This window comes from Mesorhizobium sp. C432A (assembly GCF_030323145.1).
GTDB lineage: Bacteria > Pseudomonadota > Alphaproteobacteria > Rhizobiales > Rhizobiaceae > Mesorhizobium.
Genome location: NZ_CP100470.1, coordinates 2,354,856 through 2,370,271 on the forward strand (window position 1 = coordinate 2,354,856; position 15,416 = coordinate 2,370,271).

Consider the following 15,416-nt stretch of genomic DNA (forward strand, 5'->3'; position numbering starts at 1 on the left):
TGATACTTCAGCCGAGCACCGTCATCACCTGTCCGCGCCGTTCCGGACTGAAGCGGATGACGACGATGATGCAGACGGCGACCACGCCGGCAAACAGCGCCAGCGCGTAGCCACGAGATTGGGCGAGAAGGCAGCCAGCGCGCCGATCACCGAATAGCTTACGATGTTGAGCATCAGAATGGGCTTGCGGCCATATTTGTCGGCCAGCCTGCCGAAGAAGAAGGCGCCGATGAAGCGTGTCGCCAGCGTCAGGAACAACGCTTTGGAGACTGCCGGGACGTCAGTGTTGAATTCGGTTGCGATATCGGTGAGCAGGAACGTCAGAAGGAAGAAATCAAAAGCGTCGAGCGTCCAGCCGAGGAAGGAGGCAAGGACGGTTTCTTCTTCTGCGCGGTGAGAGCCACGACGTTCCTCCTAAACGCCCCCGGGGAACGATATGTTCCTTGGGGCGCAAAAGAGAACAGGCGTCAGCCGGCTTTCGAAAGAAGCGCGGTCACTTTTTCGTAATGTCGAGATCGAACACCATCAGCCCGTCGGTGCCGCCTTCGAGCGCTGCGACCAATCGGGCGCCGGCGCGCTGATGCGCTTCATGCACGAGATAGGCGTCGCGGGCGGCGGCATCGCGGAAGTCGATGGTGAAGGCATGGCTGAAGCCGCGCGCGAACGGCTCCGGGCTGACATTGGTGCTGAAATGGACCGTGTCCATGCCGTCGACAACAGAGCGCAGTGCTTCGAGATCGGCGTGGATTGCCGTGCGCTCGGTGGCGGGCACATCGCTGCGGAAGCGTACGAAGACGCAGTGTCTGATCATTGGTTCGTTCTCCTAAGTGGCTATGCGGCCCGATTGCCGGAGAACACCGCCGGCGGAAGCGGCTCGCGGCCGAGGATGATGTCGGCGCCTTTTTCGCCGACCATGATGGTCGGCGCATTGGTGTTGGAGGAAGGCACGCGCGGCATCACCGAGGCATCGCAGACGCGCAGGCCCTCGATGCCGCGCAGGCGCAGGTCCGGTGTGACCACCGCCATATCGTCATGGCCCATGCGGCAGGTGCCCACGGGGTGATGGTCGGTCTTGGCGGTGCGGCAGGCATAGTCGATCAGCTCGTCGTCGCTGGCGAGCGATGGTCCGGGCAGCACCTCGCGCAACACGTAAGGTGCAAGCGCCTTCTGCCGCATGATCTCGCGCGCAAGCCTGAGGCCCTTGATCGACATGGCGCGGTCATAAGGGTCCGACCAATAGTTGGGATCGATCAGCGGGTGGTCGGCCGGGTCGGCGCTGCTCAGCCGCACCGTGCCGCGCGAGCGCGGGCGCAGGAAGGCCGAGTTCAAGGTCACGCCGGGGTTCTTCAACCTCTCGACGCCGGCCTCGATGCCGGAGCCGAGTCCCAGATGGAACTGGATGTCGGGCGAGGCGGCGGTCGGATCGGCGTACCAGAAGCCGCCGGTCTCGAACAGGCTGGAGGCGACCGGCCCTTTCTTCAGCAGCAGATACTGCAAGCCGGCCCACGCGGTGCGGTGCAGCTTGGCGTAGTTGTCATAGGTGTGGTCGCCGGTGCATTCGGCGATGACGAACAAATCGAGATGGTCCTGCATGTTGGAGCCGACACCGGGCAGATCATGCACCGGCGTCACGCCGACGGATTTCAGGTGATCAGCCGGGCCGATGCCCGACTGCATCAACAGCTTCGGCGAACCGATGGCGCCGGACGACACGATCACTTCGCGCTCGGCGCGCATGATGGTCTTCTCGCCGCCGGGTTTGTCGACGATCTCGACGCCAATGGCGCGGCCTTTCTCGACGACGATGCGGGTGACCAGCACATCGGTTCGGACCGTCAGGTTCTTGCGGGCGCGGATAGGCTTCAAATAGGCGACCGAAGCGGATGAGCGCCGGGCGTCCTTCTGGGTCAGCTGGTAGTAGCCGACGCCTTCCTGGCTAGCGCCGTTGAAATCCGGGTTGAAGGGGATGCCCATCTCTTGGCCGGCGCGGAAATAGGCCTCGCAAATCGGCAGCGGCGAAATCGGGTTCGACACGCCGAGCGGCCCCTGGTCGCCGTGAAAATCGTTGGCGAAGCGCTGGTTGTTCTCGGCGCGCTTGAAATAGGGCAGCACGTCGCGATAGCCCCAGCCCGCGAGGCCCTCTTCCTTCTCCCATGCGTCGTAGTCGCGAGCGTTGCCGCGCGTGTATATCTGGGCATTGATGGACGAGCCGCCGCCGACCACCTTCGCCTGCGTATACCAGAAGACGCGGTCCTGCATGTGCCTCTGCGGCACGGTCGACCAGCCCCAGGAAGCGATGCCCTTGGTCATCTTGGCAAAGCCCGCCGGCATGTGGATGTAGGGGTGCCAGTCCTTGCCGCCGGCCTCGAGCAGCAGCACGGAATTCGCTGGATCGTCGCTCAGCCGGTTGGCCAGAACGCAGCCGGCCGGGCCGGCACCTACGATGATGTAGTCGGTCATAACCCTATCCACCTACAGTCGAGGCACGGAGAGCGCGCCGTCGATATTGATAATCGAGCCTGTGGAAAAGCCGAGCTTGCCGGCGGCAAGCGTCGCCACCACGGCGCCGATGTCCGATGCTTCGCCCCAGCGTTTTGCCGGCACCAGGCCGCTGTCGATAAGCGCGTCGTATTTGGCTGATACGCTCGCGGTCATGTCGGTGCGAATGATGCCCGGCCGCAGTTCGAACACGCCGATGTTTTCCGGCGCAAGCCGTAGCGCCAGGTTCTTCACCCACATCGAAAGGCCGGCTTTCGAGATGCAGTAGTCGGCGCGTTCCGGCGAGGCCATATCGGCGCTGACCGAGGTGATGGTGATGATCGAGCGCGGATGATTGCTGGGAGCCGCCAGCATCGCCTTGGCGACGGCCTGGCTAAGGAAGACTGTGCCGCGCAGATTGACGTCCAGCGCACGGTCGAAATTCTCGGGCTTCAGCTCCAGCAGATCGCCGCGCACCACGGCGCCGATGCCGGCATTGTTGACGAGGCAGTCGATGCGGCTGAAGGCACGTATGGCGGCGTCGACGAGGGCCGTGTGATCCTCGAGGTTGGCGATATCACAACGGACATAGGCGAACTCCGCACCCCGTGCGGTGATGTTGGCGGCCAGTTCGTCCGGCGCTTGTTCGGCAAGGTCGGCGATCAAAATGTCGAAGCCGTCCCCGGCCAGCGCCTCGGCGCAGGCGAGCCCAATGCCGCGCGCACCGCCGGTGACGATTGCTGCGGGGCGGGTCATGCCGCGAGGTCCGTTCGGCGAATATGCTCGGCCACGCGCAGCGCCTGTGCCGCAATCGACAGCGCCGGATTCACGGCGGCCGAGTTCGGCAAAAAACTGGCGTCGACAACGAACAGGTTCGGGTGGTCGAAGGCGCGGCAGAAAGGGTCGAGCGGCGACGTCGCCGGATGGTCGCCCATTTTCACCGTGCCGCACTGGTGCGAGGGCGTGCGCTTGTCGAAGGCACGCGACAGCACGATGGGATAACCGCAGGCGCGGAAGTTCTCACGCATCACCCTGGTCAGCCCGTCCAGCGACTGCATGTTGGAGCGCCGCCATTGCATGACGATGTCCTTGCCGTCGACCATGATGCGGCTTTCCGGATCGGGTAGATCCTCGCACATCAGATACCAGTCGACGGCGTGACCGGCCATGTAATCGAGCGCGAATTTCGGCACGCGTTTGACGTTGGCCTTCAACATGTTGCCGTCGATCTTGCCGAGCAGCTGGACGTTGCCGAGCGGCTTGCCGCCTTTGCCGTCGGAGAGATAGTAGTCATTCAGCATCAGCGTCTTCTGGTAGACGCTGTCGTTCCTGCGGCGCGGATCGATCGCCAGCATGGCGCTCGAATTATGGTTCATGAAATTGCGGCCGACCTGGTCGGAGCGGTTGGCGAGGCCTTTGCCATCTGGTGAAGGCGAGCGCAGCAGGATGACGGCGGAATTGACCGCGCCGGCGGACAGGATGACCAGCTTCGGCGCGACTTTCTTCAGCTCGCCATTCTGACGGTAGTGAACGGCAGCGATGCTTTTGCCGTCGGACGACGCTTCGAGATATTCGACATGGCAGCCGGTTTCGAGTCGGATATTGCTGTCCTTGAGTGCAGCCGTCAGCGGTCCGGTCTGCGCATCAACCTTGCCCTGGGCGGTGTTGGGGAATGCGTCCCAGCCGGTCTTGCCCTCTTTCAGCCAGGTGTCGATGTCGACGCCGAGCGGCAGCGAGGCGGGGTGCAGGCCCAGTCCCTTCAGCTCGGCGCGGGCGCGCGCAATCGGCGCTTCGTCGGGCACCGGCTTGAAAGCATAGGGGATCGAGTGGAACGGTTCGGTCGGGTCCTCGCCGAGCGAGCCGCGGACGCGAAACAGCTGCTCGGCTTTGGAATACCAAGGCTCGAATTCATCGTAGGAAAACGGCCATGCCGGCGAGACGCCACCGAAGTGCTCCATGGCGGCGAAATCCTCTTTGCGGTAGCGGATCAGCACCGCGCCGTAGAATTTCGAATTGCCGCCGACATAGTAGTAATTGCCGGGGTTGAAGGCGCCGCCGCCGGGCTCGCGCCACATCTCCTTCGGACGGTAGTGGCCATCGACGAAGATCGAGCGCGTGTCGCGGGCATGCGGCGTTGCCGGCAAGGGCTCGCCGCGCTCCAGCATCAGGACCGAGGCGCCGCTGCCGGCCAGGCCGGAAGCGATCGTAGCGCCGCCGATGCCGGAGCCGATGATGACGATATCGGGGCTGACCATCTCGATCAGCGGATGCGGTGTTCGGTCGCCGGATCGAAGAACACGGCCTTGGTTAGGTTGAAGGCGAGCGGCGTGCTGGTGCCTGGCTGGATGTTGGCGTCGGCCCGCAACCGCGCCACCACGCCCTTGCCGCCGAGGTTGGTCACCGCGAACGTGTCGGACCCTGCCGGCTCGACCACTTCGATGTGCAGGTCGGCAGTGGCAATGTTGGAGGCGTTGCGTTCCGCACCTTCCGGATCGGTCAGCGCTTCCGGGCGCACGCCGAAGATGATCGGCTTGCCCTGGAATGCCGAAAGACCCGCCGGCGCGTTGGCCATCGGCAGCGTGATCGGCTCGCGCGCCTCGCGCTCCAACACGACGGACAGCGCATTGCCCGACGTGGCAATGGTCGCCGGGATCAGGTTCATCGCTGGCGAACCCATGAAGTCGGCGACGAACAAATTGGTCGGGTTGTTGTAGATCTCGGCCGGGGTGCCGAACTGCTGCACCTCGCCGTCGCGCATGACGGCGATCTTGGTAGCCAGCGTCATCGCCTCGATCTGGTCGTGGGTGACGTAGACGATGGTTGTGCCGGTGGTGGCATGCAGGCGCTTGATCTCGATGCGCATGTCAACGCGCAATTTGGCGTCGAGGTTGGACAAAGGCTCGTCGAACAGGAACAGCTTGGGGTCGCGCACCAGCGCCCGGCCCATGGCGACGCGCTGGCGCTGGCCGCCGGAAAGCTGGCTCGGCTTGCGCTGCAGGAGGTGGCCGATCTGCAGGACCTTGGCCACCTTGTCGATCGCCTTTTGGCGTTCGTCGGCCGGCACGCCGCGCATCTCCATGCCGAAGGAGATGTTTCCGGCCACCGTCATGTTCGGATAGAGCGCATAGCTCTGGAACACCATGGCGATGTCGCGCTTGGATGGGTGCAGATCGTTGATGGCGCGGCCGTCGACGCGGATTTCGCCCTCGGTGATCTGCTCTAGGCCGGCAATCGTGTTGAGCAAGGTGGACTTGCCGCAGCCGGACGGGCCGACCAGCACCAGGAAGCCGCCCTTTTCGAGCTCGACATCGATGCCCTTCAGGATCTCGACATTCCCGAAGCGCTTCTTCAGCCCATCAATTTCCAGAAAAGCCATCAGATTATCCTTTGACCGCGCCCGCCATCAGGCCACGCACGAAGTAGCGGCCGGCGACCACATAGACGAGAAGGGTGGGCAGGGCTGCGATCATCGCCGCAGCCATGTTGACGTTGTATTCGACGACGCCTGTCGAGGTGTTGACGACGTTGTTGAGCGCCACCGTCATCGGCATCACGTCGCCGGAGCCGGCATAGGCGGAGGCGAACAGGAAGTCGTTCCAGATGTTGGTGAACTGGTAGATCACCGTCACCACGATGATCGGCAGCGAGTTGGGCAGCATGATGCGCCGGAAGATCTGGAAGAAGCTTGCCCCGTCGATCTGCGCCGCCTTCACCAGCTCGTTCGGAAACGCTTCGTAGTAATTGCGGAAGAAGAGGGTGGTGAAACCGATGCCGTAGACGACGTGAACGAACACCAGGTTCACGGTCGGATTGCCAAAGCCGAAGGTGAAACCGGTCGCGTTCTGCAGCTTGACGCCGAACCGGCCCAAGCTGCCGAGGATCGTTGCCATCGGCAGCAGTACCGACTGGAACGGGATGAAACAGGCAAACAGCATCAGCCCGAACACCAGCGTCGCCCCGCGAAAGCGCCAATTGGTCAGCACATAGCCGTTGAGCGCGCCGAGCAGGGTCGAGATGATGACTGCCGGAACCACCATCTTGATCGAGTTCCAGAAATAGCCCTTCATGCCGACGCAGGTCAGGCCCGAGCAAACTTCGCTCCACGCCTTTATCCATGGGTCGAAGGTCGGCGCCTGGGGCAGCGCCAGCATGTTGCCGTTCTGGATCTCCTCCATGGTCTTGAACGAGGTCACCAGCATGACGAACAGCGGCATCAGGTAGAACAACGCAAACAGCGCCAGCAGTCCGTAGATGACGATGCGGTTCAGGGTCTTGGTGCTCATGCCGCTAGAGGCCTGGCGGGCAGGGGTGGCAACGGCGCTCATTGCGGCCTCTCCCGCAGTTCCGAATAGAGATAGGGCACGATGATGGCGACGATGGTCATCAGCATGATCACGGCACTCGCCGAGCCGACAGCCATTTCGTTGCGCTTGAACGTGTACTCATACATGAAGTTGGACGGCAGCCAGGCCGAGCCACCGGGGCCGCCGCTGGTCAGCGCCACCACCAGATCGTACGACTTGATGGCGAGGTGGGCGAGCACGATGAAGGCCGACAGGAAGATCGGCCGCAGCAGCGGAATGACGATGCGGCGGTAGAGCTGGAAAGTAGTGGCGCCATCGATCTGCGCCGCTTTCATGATCTCACCGTCGATGCCGCGCAGGCCGGCCAGGAACATCGCCATGATGAAGCCGGAGGCTTGCCAGACGCCGGCGATGACCACCGTGTAGATGACGAAATCCTTGTTCTTGATCCAGTCAAAATGGAAGCTCGTCCAGCCCCATTGATGCAGGGTCTGCTCAAGGCCGAGGCCGGGATCGAGAAACCATTTCCAGGCGACGCCGGTAACGATGAAGGACAGCGCCATCGGGTAGAGATAGATCGGCCGCAACACGCCTTCGCCGCGGATCTTCTGGTCGAGCAGGATGGCCAGGAACAGGCCGAGCGCCAGGCACATGGCGATGTAGAGAAAGCCGAAAATGCCCATATTGACGATCGACGTGTACCAGCTCGATGGCGGGTCGGAGTCGAACGTCCAGCCCCATAGCCGTAGGTAGGCGCGCGGTCCGGTGATGACATAGGACGGAAAAGTCTTGGAATTGGTGAAGGACAGATAGACCGTCCACAGGATGAAGCCATAGACGAAGACGATGGTGATGGCGAAGCTCGGCGCCAGCACGATCTTCGGCAGCGCGTCCTGCAGTCGCGCGCGCACCGAGGGGCGCGACCGCTCCGGCGTCAGCTTGATCTGGGTTGTCGCTACACTGCTCATGAGGCTCCTCCCGTTTCGGGTTGTCCGTGCTCTGCCGTCAGGCGGCAAGGCGACCCCGTGCATACGGGTCTCTGGTCGGCATGGTGTTCAAGAGCGTTTTCACCGTTTCACGGAAACGGCGAACCTCTCTAACTCTTTCTTTTACGCAATTCCGGCCGGAAAACCGCTCACACTTTTCCTGGAATTGCGCCAGCTGGCCAATCCTTAGGTGAAACCTTCCCCGCCGAAGCGGGGAAGGTGTGTTTCTGGCTAGCGCTTACTTGGCGTCGTCGATCGCCTTTACCAGTTCGGTCACGGCTTCGTCCGAGGTCTTGATCTGACCATGGACGAACTTCGAAACGACGTCCTTGTAGGCATTGGCGACTGCCGGAGGCGCGCCATAGCCCTGGGCAAGCGAGCCGAACAGTGTGCCGCCTTCGTTGGCAGCCTTCAGGTCGGCGATGCCCTTCTTGCCGCACGCGTCGAAGTCGGTGTCCGGAACGTCGGTACGGGCGGGAACCGAACCCTTGACGACGTTGAAGGCCGACTGGAAGCTCTTCGACAGGGTGGCGGTGGCCAACGCGACCTGGGCGGCCTTGCGGTCGTCCGGAACGTTGAACATGCCGAACATGTCGGAGTTGTAGACCACCGAGCCTTCCGTGCCCGGGAAGCGATAGCACAGGAAGTCGGTGCCCGGCGTTTTCTTGGCGGCGTTGAACTCGCCCTTGGCCCAGTCACCCATCACCTGCACCAGGGCATCGCCCTTGATGACCATGGCGGTGGCAAGGTTCCAGTCGCGGCCCGAGAAGTTCGGGTCGACATAGGTGACGAGCTTGGCGAGGTTATCGAACGACTTCTTCATCGTGTCCGACTTGAGGGACTCGTCGTCGAGGTCGTTGAAGGCCTTCTTGTAGAACTCAGGTCCGCCGGTCGACAGCACAACCGAGTCGAACATGGTGGCTTCCTGCCAGTTCTGGCCGCCAAGGGCGAGCGGAATGACGCCAGCCGCCTTGGCTTTGTCGAGCAGGGCGACGAAGTCGTCGAAGGTCTTTGGCTCGGTGCCGCCGATCTTGTCCATCACCGCCTTGTTGATCCACAGCCAGTTGACGGAGTGGACGTTGACTGGAGCAGCGACCCACTTGCCGTCATAGACGGAGAACTTCTGCAGGGCTGCCGGAACCGACTTATCCCAGCCCTCCTTCTTCGCCGTCTCGGTCAGGTCGCCCATGACGCCGGCCGCCGCATAGTCGAGCACGGTGTAGCCGAGCATCTGCGACGCGGTCGGGTAATTGCCGGCCGCGACCATCGCCTTCAGCGCAGTCATGGCGGCGTCGCCGCCACCACCGGCCACCGGCACGTCCTTCCAGGCATAGCCTTCCTTGGCAAGGTCGCCCTTGAGGACGTTGAGAGCAGCCGCTTCGCCGCCCGACGTCCACCAATGCAGCATCTGCACTTCCTTGACGTCCTCGGCATGGGCCGAGAAAGCAAAGGCCGTCGCCAGAGCCGTTCCGATAAGCAGTTTGCGCAACATGTTCTACCTCCCTTGTTGCATTACACGACCGGTGGAAGCCCACCGGGTTCTTCCAAACTCAGCCGACCCACCAACCGGTGCGCTGGCCGCGATGAAATTGGATTGTCTTTTCCTCGGTATAATCCTCGACAGCGCGTTTGCCGAGTTCGCGTCCGATGCCGGACTGCTTGTAGCCCCCGAATGGCAACTCGGGAAAGCCTTCCATGAATGTGTTCACCCAAACGGTCCCCGAACGCACACCACGCGCCACCGACATACAAGTGTCGATGCTGGCGCTCCACACCCCTGCCGAAAGACCATAGGGCGTGTTGTTGGCGATGTGCAACGCCTTTTCAATCGATCCAAAAGTCAGCACGGAGAGCACCGGGCCGAACACTTCCTCGCGCGCAATAGCCATGTCTTCGGTAACGCCGCGGATGATGGTCGGATCGAGGTACTGGCCGGCATTGGACGCCAGCTGGCCGCCACCGCAATAGACATTGCTGCCGTCTTTTGCTGCTACCGCGACGTAACCCGCGACCTTGGTCAGATGGTCGGCTGATATCATCGCGCCAACCTTGGTTCGGTCGTCGAGTGGGTCGCCGACCGTTACCTTGGCGGTCAGGGCCTTGACAGTGGCGAGGAAATCGTCGGCGATGGCTTCATGCACGATCAGCCGACTGCCGGCATTGCAGCATTCGCCGGCGTTGAAGAAGCCGCCGAACACTGCTGCGTCAGCGGCCGCCTCGAGATCGGCATCGGGGAAGACGATCTGGCCGTTCTTGCCGCCGAGCTCCATCGAGACTTTCTTCAGCGACTGCGCGGCGGAAGCCATGGTCATCTTGCCGACGCGGGTAGAGCCGGTGAACGACACCATCTCGACCAGCGGATGGCTGACCATCGGCCCCCCGACATCGGCGCCGAGGCCGGCCAGGATGTTGACGACGCCCGCGGGCAGGCCGGCCTGCATCAGGATGTCGCCGAGCACGAAGGTCGAGGCCGAGGTCATTTCGCTCGGCTTGACCACCGCGGTGCAGCCGGCGGCGAGCGCGAAGGGCAGTTTCTGGCTGACGATCAGGAACGGGAAATTCCACGGGGTGATGATCGAGACGACGCCGATCGGCTCGCGCAGGACCACGCCCAGCATGGCGTCGCCGAGATTGGCGTAGCTTTCGCCGTGCAGCGTGCGGGCGAGCGAGGCGGCATAGCGCCAGATGTCGATGGCGCCGCCGATCTCGCCGCGCGCCTGGGCGATCGGCTTGCCGGATTCCAGCGCATCGAGTCGGGCGATGTCTTCGAGCTGGGCCTCGATCAGGTCGGCCGTCTTGAGCAGGATGGCGGCGCGCTCGGCCGCCTTCGTGCGCGGCCACGGGCCGGTCTCGAATGCCTTGTGCGCGGCCTGCATGGCCGCCTCCACCTCGGCCTCGCCTGCCTGCGCATAGCGCGAAACGGTGAAGCCATGGCCGGGGCTGTTGCGCGCAATCGTGCGGCCGTCACGGGCATCGACATGCTTGCCGTCGATCAGGAGCTTGTAAGCCTTCGGCGCCTTGGACGCCTCGGCCGGCATGGAAATGTTGAGCGGTGCGTTCATCATGCTTTCTCTAGGATCTTGAAAAGGCCGGCTTCTGCTTGGCCTTGAAGGCGCTCACGCCGGCTTTGAGGTCGCCGGTCAGCGCAACGAAGCCGCTGGCGAGCGCCTCGGTGGCGGCCGCACTTTCCTCGCCTTCGGCGACCGCAATCATCAGCTTGGCGGCTTCGGTTGCGAGCGGCCCGCGCCCGGCGATTTTTTCGGCCCAAGTCCTGGCCTCTGCCAGCGCCTGGCCGGTCTCGACCACGCGGTCAACGACGCCGAGGGCAAGCGCGTCGGAGGCGGCAAAGAGCTCGCCGCCGAGTGCCATGCGGCGCACGATCTGCGCACCAAAGCGGCGCACGGCGCGCTGCGTGCCGGACCAACCGGGGACGACGCCGATCGATGTCTCGGGGAAGCCGAGCTTCACCTGCGTTTCGGCGACACGGAAGTCGCAGGCGACCGCCAGCTCCAGCCCGCCACCCAGCGCATGGCCGGAAAGCACCGCGATGGTCGGCTGCCGCAGCCGCGCCAGTCGGTCGAAGACACGGTGCCCGTAGCGCACCCATTGCACCTGAAAGTCGGCAGCGCTCATTTGTGCCCAGGCCTCGACGTCGCCGCCGGCGCAAAAGCCTTTGCCTTCGCCACGGATCAGCACGACGCGCACGTCTTCAGCCATTTCGGCCTCGTCGAGCGTTGCCTCGAGCGCGCGCAGCATCGGAATGTCCAACGCATTGAACTTTTCCGCCCGGCGCAGCGTGACGATGCCGATGGCGCCGTCCTGTTCGAAGGTGACGAGGCGCTCAGCCATGCGCGCCTCCGAGCGAAGCGCCGCCATTGAGCGACAGGCCGATCGGCCGATCCTGGTACAGCGCCGCCGGTGTCACCTTGAGGTCGTTGGCGACGCCGAGCGGTGTTTCGGACTGAGCCAACACATCGCGCTCGAGGTCGACGCCCGGCGCAAGTTCCGTCACCATCAGGCCGTCCGGCGTCAGCTTCATCACGCAACGCTCGGTGACGTAGGTGATGTCCTGGCCTTGAGCGACGGCGCGCTTGCCGGAGAAGGAGATGTGTTCGACCTCGTTGACGACCTTCTTGACCTTGCCTTCCGCGTCGATGCGGATGCCGCCATCGGCGAGCGAAAGCTTGGCGCCGGCATTGAACAAGCCGGAGAAGACGATCTTTTTCGCCCGTGCCGTGATGTCGACAAAGCCGCCGGCCCCGGCGGTGACATGTGGCCGGGCCGAGAGTTTCGACACGTTGACGGAGCCATGGCGGTCGATCTGCAAGAAGGAGAGCAGCGAGGCATCGAAGCCGCCGGCCTGGAAATAGATGAACTGGTGCGGCGAGGGCATGATCGCCTCGGCGTTGGAAGCGCAGCCGAACTTGAAGTCGAGCAGCGGCACGCCGCCGACCGCGCCCTGCTCGATCACCCAGGTGACCTTGCCGTGCTGGCCTTCCTCGAGAAGGATACGCGGCACATTGGCCGAGATGCCGAAGCCGATATTGACGGCCATGCCATCGCGCAACTCCATGGCGACGCGGCGCGCGATTACTTTCTGGACGTTCATCTCGGCGTTGCGAAAGCTTGACAGCGGGCGGAAGATCTCGCCCGAAATCGCCGGGTCGTAAGGAGTCAGCGTCGTCTGCAACTGGTCCGGCGCCACCACGATGTGGTCGACCAGGACGCCGGGCACGCGCACGTCATGCGGCTTCAGCGTGCCGTTCTCGACGACCCGCTTGACCTGCGCAATGACGATGCCGCCATTGTTGCGCGCGGCGAGCGCCTGTTCGAGGCCGCCGAGATAGGCGCCTTCATGTTCATAGGTCAGGTTGCCGCGCTCGTCGGCGGTGGTGGCGCGGATGATCGAAATGTCAGGCACGATCGAGCGGAAATAGAGCCATTCCTCGCCGTCGAACTGCTGCACCGAGACGATCGGCTCGCTTGCCGCCGCGTTCATGGCGCAGCCCTGGTGGCGCGGGTCGGCAAAAGTGTCGAGGCCGACCTTGGTCAGCACGCCCGGCCGCTTGGCGGCGGCCTCGCGGTGCATGTCGAACAGGATGCCGGAGGGCACGTTGTAGGCGGCGACCGAATTGTCGCCGATCATCTTCCATATCTGCGGCGGCTCGGACGAGGAGGGGCCTGAGGGATAGGAGCCGCAGAGCGTGCGCTTCAACAAGCCGGGCTTGGCCAGATGGTCGATGCCCTTGATGCCATACATGTCGCCGGCGGCGATCGGATGCAGCGTGGTGATGTCTTTCGGATGGCCTTCGGCGTCGAAGCGCTCGCCGATGGCAGCCAGGACGGCGTCAGGGCAGCCAAGGCCGCTCGACGACGAGACGGAGACGGTCATGCCGTCCTTGATGAGGCTTGCTGCTTCAGCGGCGGAGACGAGCTTGCTCACACGACACCTTTCGGATCGATAGTGACGGCCTTGCCGGACTTTGCCGACTGCAACGCTGCTTCGGCTGAGGCCAGCGACCAGACGCCGTCCTCGCCGGTGGCGGAGGGCTGGCCTTCTCCACGCATGGCGGCATGGAACTGGCGCAGCGACCTGGCGTAGAGGTCTTCTCGGTCTAAGCTCAGTTCTTCCTCGCCTTTGGCGGTGCGTAGCAGCACCGAGCCGACTGGCTTCTGCGTCATCACATTTTTTGCGATCAGCGAACCTTCGGAACCATGCACCTCAAAGCCGGTATCGGCGAACTTGGTTGTGAAGCCTTCATGCGACTGGGCGATGATGCCCGACCCGAAGCGCCAGATGCACATGGCGCCGTCTTCCAGCCCGCTGCTGGCCATGCCGGCCAACTGGGTGAAGGCGGAGACCTCGACCGGGTCGTCGCCGAGCACGAAGCGCAGCGTGTCGGCATCATGCACGGTGATGTCGAGCACCACGCCGCCGCCGGCCTCAGGCTTGGTAATGCGCCAGCCCTGCAGGTTTTCCGGCAAATAGACGGAATGGAAGACGCGCGCGGCAATCGGCTTGCCGATGCGGCCGGCTGATATGGCGTCGCGCATGGCGCGGTGGGCGCCGGCATTGCGCAGATGATGGTTGGTGCCAAGCACCACGCCGGCTTCCTTGGCGGCGGCGACCATGGTGCGCGCGTCAGTGCTGGTCAGCGCAAGTGGCTTTTCGCATAGGACATGCTTTCCCGCCTTGATCGCGGCCAGCGCCTGTTCGAGATGCAGTTCATTGGTGGTCGAGATGTAGACGACGTCGATGTCGGCGCCGAGCAAATCGTCAAGCGTCGAGACGGCGAGAGGAATGTTGTTTTCTGCGGCATAGGTCTTGGCGCGCTCCGGGTTGGAGCTCATCACCGCTGATATCTCGCCATCCTTTTGTGCGCGGATGGCGTTGATCATGAACTGTTTGGCGATCGTGCTGGCGCCGATCAATCCCCATCTGACGCTCATGCCGCGTCTCCCATTCCTGCTGATGTGTCCTGGGCGCGGCGATCGGGACCGCAGCTGTCCCTGACGACCAGATTGACCGCGCCGATATGGTCCTCGGCATGGGTGATGCGCGACTGGATCATCTTCAGCATGACGTGAGCGGCGCGTTCACCGAGGCCGGGTGTGTCGACCGAGACGCTGGTCAGCGCCGGCATATAATGCTCGGCTTCGACCACGTCGTCGAAGCCGACGACGGCAAAGTCCGCGCCGGGCTCCAGCCCGCGCTTGCGCAGCGCCAGCATGACGCCGAAGGCGACGGCGTCGTTGAAGCACAGTGCCGCCGTCGGCGGCTCGGCCATGGCAAGGGCGGTTTCCAGGCACGCGATGCCGCTCCTGCGGCTGGTCTCGCCTTCGACGACAAGCACGTCGCGCCTGGGGATGCCCAATGTTTCGCAAGCTTCACGAAAACCGCCCAGGCGCTCCTGATAGACGACCAGGTCGGAGGTGCCGCCGAAGAAGGCCAGCCGGCGATGGCCCTTGCCGATCAGATGGGCGGCGGCGAGATACGCGCCGCGATGGTTGTCAGGAGCGATCACCGGGATGCGGCTGTCCGGCAGGCGGCGCATGGCGAAGACGACCGGCACGCCCGCCATCTCGAGGCGACGGAAGGCGCCCGGCGTGGTGCCGCGTGCCGGTGACACGATCAGGCCTGCGACGCCCTGTTCCATCAGCGACTTCAGCACTTCTTCCTGGCGCACCGGGTTCTCCGCCGTGTTGGCGATGAAGGGCACTATGCCGGCCGACTGGAAGACGCGCTCCATGCCGACCGCCAGCTCGGCGAAAAAGGGGTTGGTGAGATCGTTGATGACCATGCCGATGACGTTGGAATGGGCTTTGCGCAGATTGGCGGCGCCGCGGTTGTAGACATAGCCGACATCCTCGATCGCCTTGCGAACCTTGACCGCGGTTTCAGGCCGGATCAGCCCTGAGCCTTGCAGCACAAGCGACACCGTCGATTTGGACACACCAGCCTCGCGGGCGATGTCCAGGATCGTTGCCTTGGCCCGGCTGGCCATGTCGGTGGTTTCCTCCGCCTAAATGGGCAAATCTATTGGAACGTTCTAACCACTCTGCCAAACGAGAGTCAATCAGGATTCTTGCGGAGATCGAAAAGGTGATGAATGCGGTTCCCAGCAAGGACTCTTAGCCTTCTTCGGCA

Annotated in this window: 13 protein-coding genes and 1 pseudogene; all 14 read right to left on the minus strand. The window is 63.5% G+C overall.

Annotation, left to right across the window (positions count from 1 at the left end; translation table 11 throughout):
- Positions 1 to 24: 24 nt before the first annotated feature.
- Positions 25 to 348: pseudogene (locus NLY33_RS11335) on the minus strand (MFS transporter); the annotation flags it as partial.
- Positions 349 to 493: 145 nt separating this feature from the next.
- Positions 494 to 811, minus strand: a complete 318-nt coding sequence (locus NLY33_RS11340) for a Dabb family protein (RefSeq protein WP_023683219.1) — start codon at positions 809 to 811, stop codon at positions 494 to 496.
- A gap of 20 nt (positions 812 to 831) precedes the next feature.
- A complete protein-coding gene (locus NLY33_RS11345; protein ID WP_023704037.1) occupies positions 832 to 2,460 on the minus strand; it encodes a GMC family oxidoreductase in 1,629 nt (542 codons plus the stop codon).
- Between the two features lie 12 nt (positions 2,461 to 2,472).
- Positions 2,473 to 3,234: a 3-ketoacyl-ACP reductase gene (locus tag NLY33_RS11350; protein ID WP_023704036.1), complete on the minus strand. Its 762-nt coding sequence runs from the start codon at positions 3,232 to 3,234 to the stop codon at positions 2,473 to 2,475.
- The gene (locus NLY33_RS11355) at positions 3,231 to 4,733 is read right to left on the minus strand and encodes a GMC oxidoreductase (RefSeq protein WP_023704035.1); all 1,503 of its coding nucleotides are present in this window, start codon (positions 4,731 to 4,733) and stop codon (positions 3,231 to 3,233) included. Before NLY33_RS11355 ends, NLY33_RS11350 begins: the two co-directional genes overlap by 4 nt.
- Positions 4,734 to 4,738: 5 nt before the next feature.
- Entirely contained in the window at positions 4,739 to 5,854 is a 1,116-nt protein-coding gene (locus NLY33_RS11360; RefSeq protein WP_023671180.1) for an ABC transporter ATP-binding protein, read from the minus strand.
- A 4-nt stretch (positions 5,855 to 5,858) separates the two neighbouring features.
- Positions 5,859 to 6,803 carry a carbohydrate ABC transporter permease gene (locus tag NLY33_RS11365; protein ID WP_023707597.1) on the minus strand — a complete coding sequence of 315 codons (945 nt, stop codon included), beginning with the start codon at positions 6,801 to 6,803 and terminating at the stop codon, positions 5,859 to 5,861.
- Positions 6,800 to 7,750 (minus strand): carbohydrate ABC transporter permease, encoded by a 951-nt coding sequence (locus tag NLY33_RS11370; RefSeq protein ID WP_023704033.1) that lies wholly within the window; start codon positions 7,748 to 7,750, stop codon positions 6,800 to 6,802. The genes NLY33_RS11365 and NLY33_RS11370 overlap by 4 nt, the downstream gene beginning before the upstream one ends.
- A 256-nt stretch (positions 7,751 to 8,006) precedes the next feature.
- Positions 8,007 to 9,260, minus strand: a complete 1,254-nt coding sequence (locus NLY33_RS11375) for an ABC transporter substrate-binding protein (RefSeq protein ID WP_027049809.1) — start codon at positions 9,258 to 9,260, stop codon at positions 8,007 to 8,009.
- Between the two features lie 58 nt (positions 9,261 to 9,318).
- Positions 9,319 to 10,830 carry an aldehyde dehydrogenase family protein gene (locus NLY33_RS11380; protein WP_023704032.1) on the minus strand — a complete coding sequence of 504 codons (1,512 nt, stop codon included), beginning with the start codon at positions 10,828 to 10,830 and terminating at the stop codon, positions 9,319 to 9,321.
- A 10-nt stretch (positions 10,831 to 10,840) separates the two neighbouring features.
- On the minus strand, positions 10,841 to 11,617 hold the full coding sequence (locus NLY33_RS11385) for an enoyl-CoA hydratase/isomerase family protein (protein ID WP_023707598.1): 777 nt from the start codon (positions 11,615 to 11,617) through the stop codon (positions 10,841 to 10,843).
- Complete coding sequence (locus NLY33_RS11390) at positions 11,610 to 13,211, minus strand: acyl CoA:acetate/3-ketoacid CoA transferase (protein ID WP_023707599.1); 1,602 nt, start codon at positions 13,209 to 13,211, stop codon at positions 11,610 to 11,612. Before NLY33_RS11390 ends, NLY33_RS11385 begins: the two co-directional genes overlap by 8 nt.
- Complete coding sequence (locus NLY33_RS11395) at positions 13,208 to 14,218, minus strand: Gfo/Idh/MocA family protein (protein WP_023704030.1); 1,011 nt, start codon at positions 14,216 to 14,218, stop codon at positions 13,208 to 13,210. Before NLY33_RS11395 ends, NLY33_RS11390 begins: the two co-directional genes overlap by 4 nt.
- The gene (locus NLY33_RS11400) at positions 14,215 to 15,273 is read right to left on the minus strand and encodes a LacI family DNA-binding transcriptional regulator (protein WP_023704029.1); all 1,059 of its coding nucleotides are present in this window, start codon (positions 15,271 to 15,273) and stop codon (positions 14,215 to 14,217) included. Before NLY33_RS11400 ends, NLY33_RS11395 begins: the two co-directional genes overlap by 4 nt.
- Positions 15,274 to 15,416: the final 143 nt, after the last annotated feature.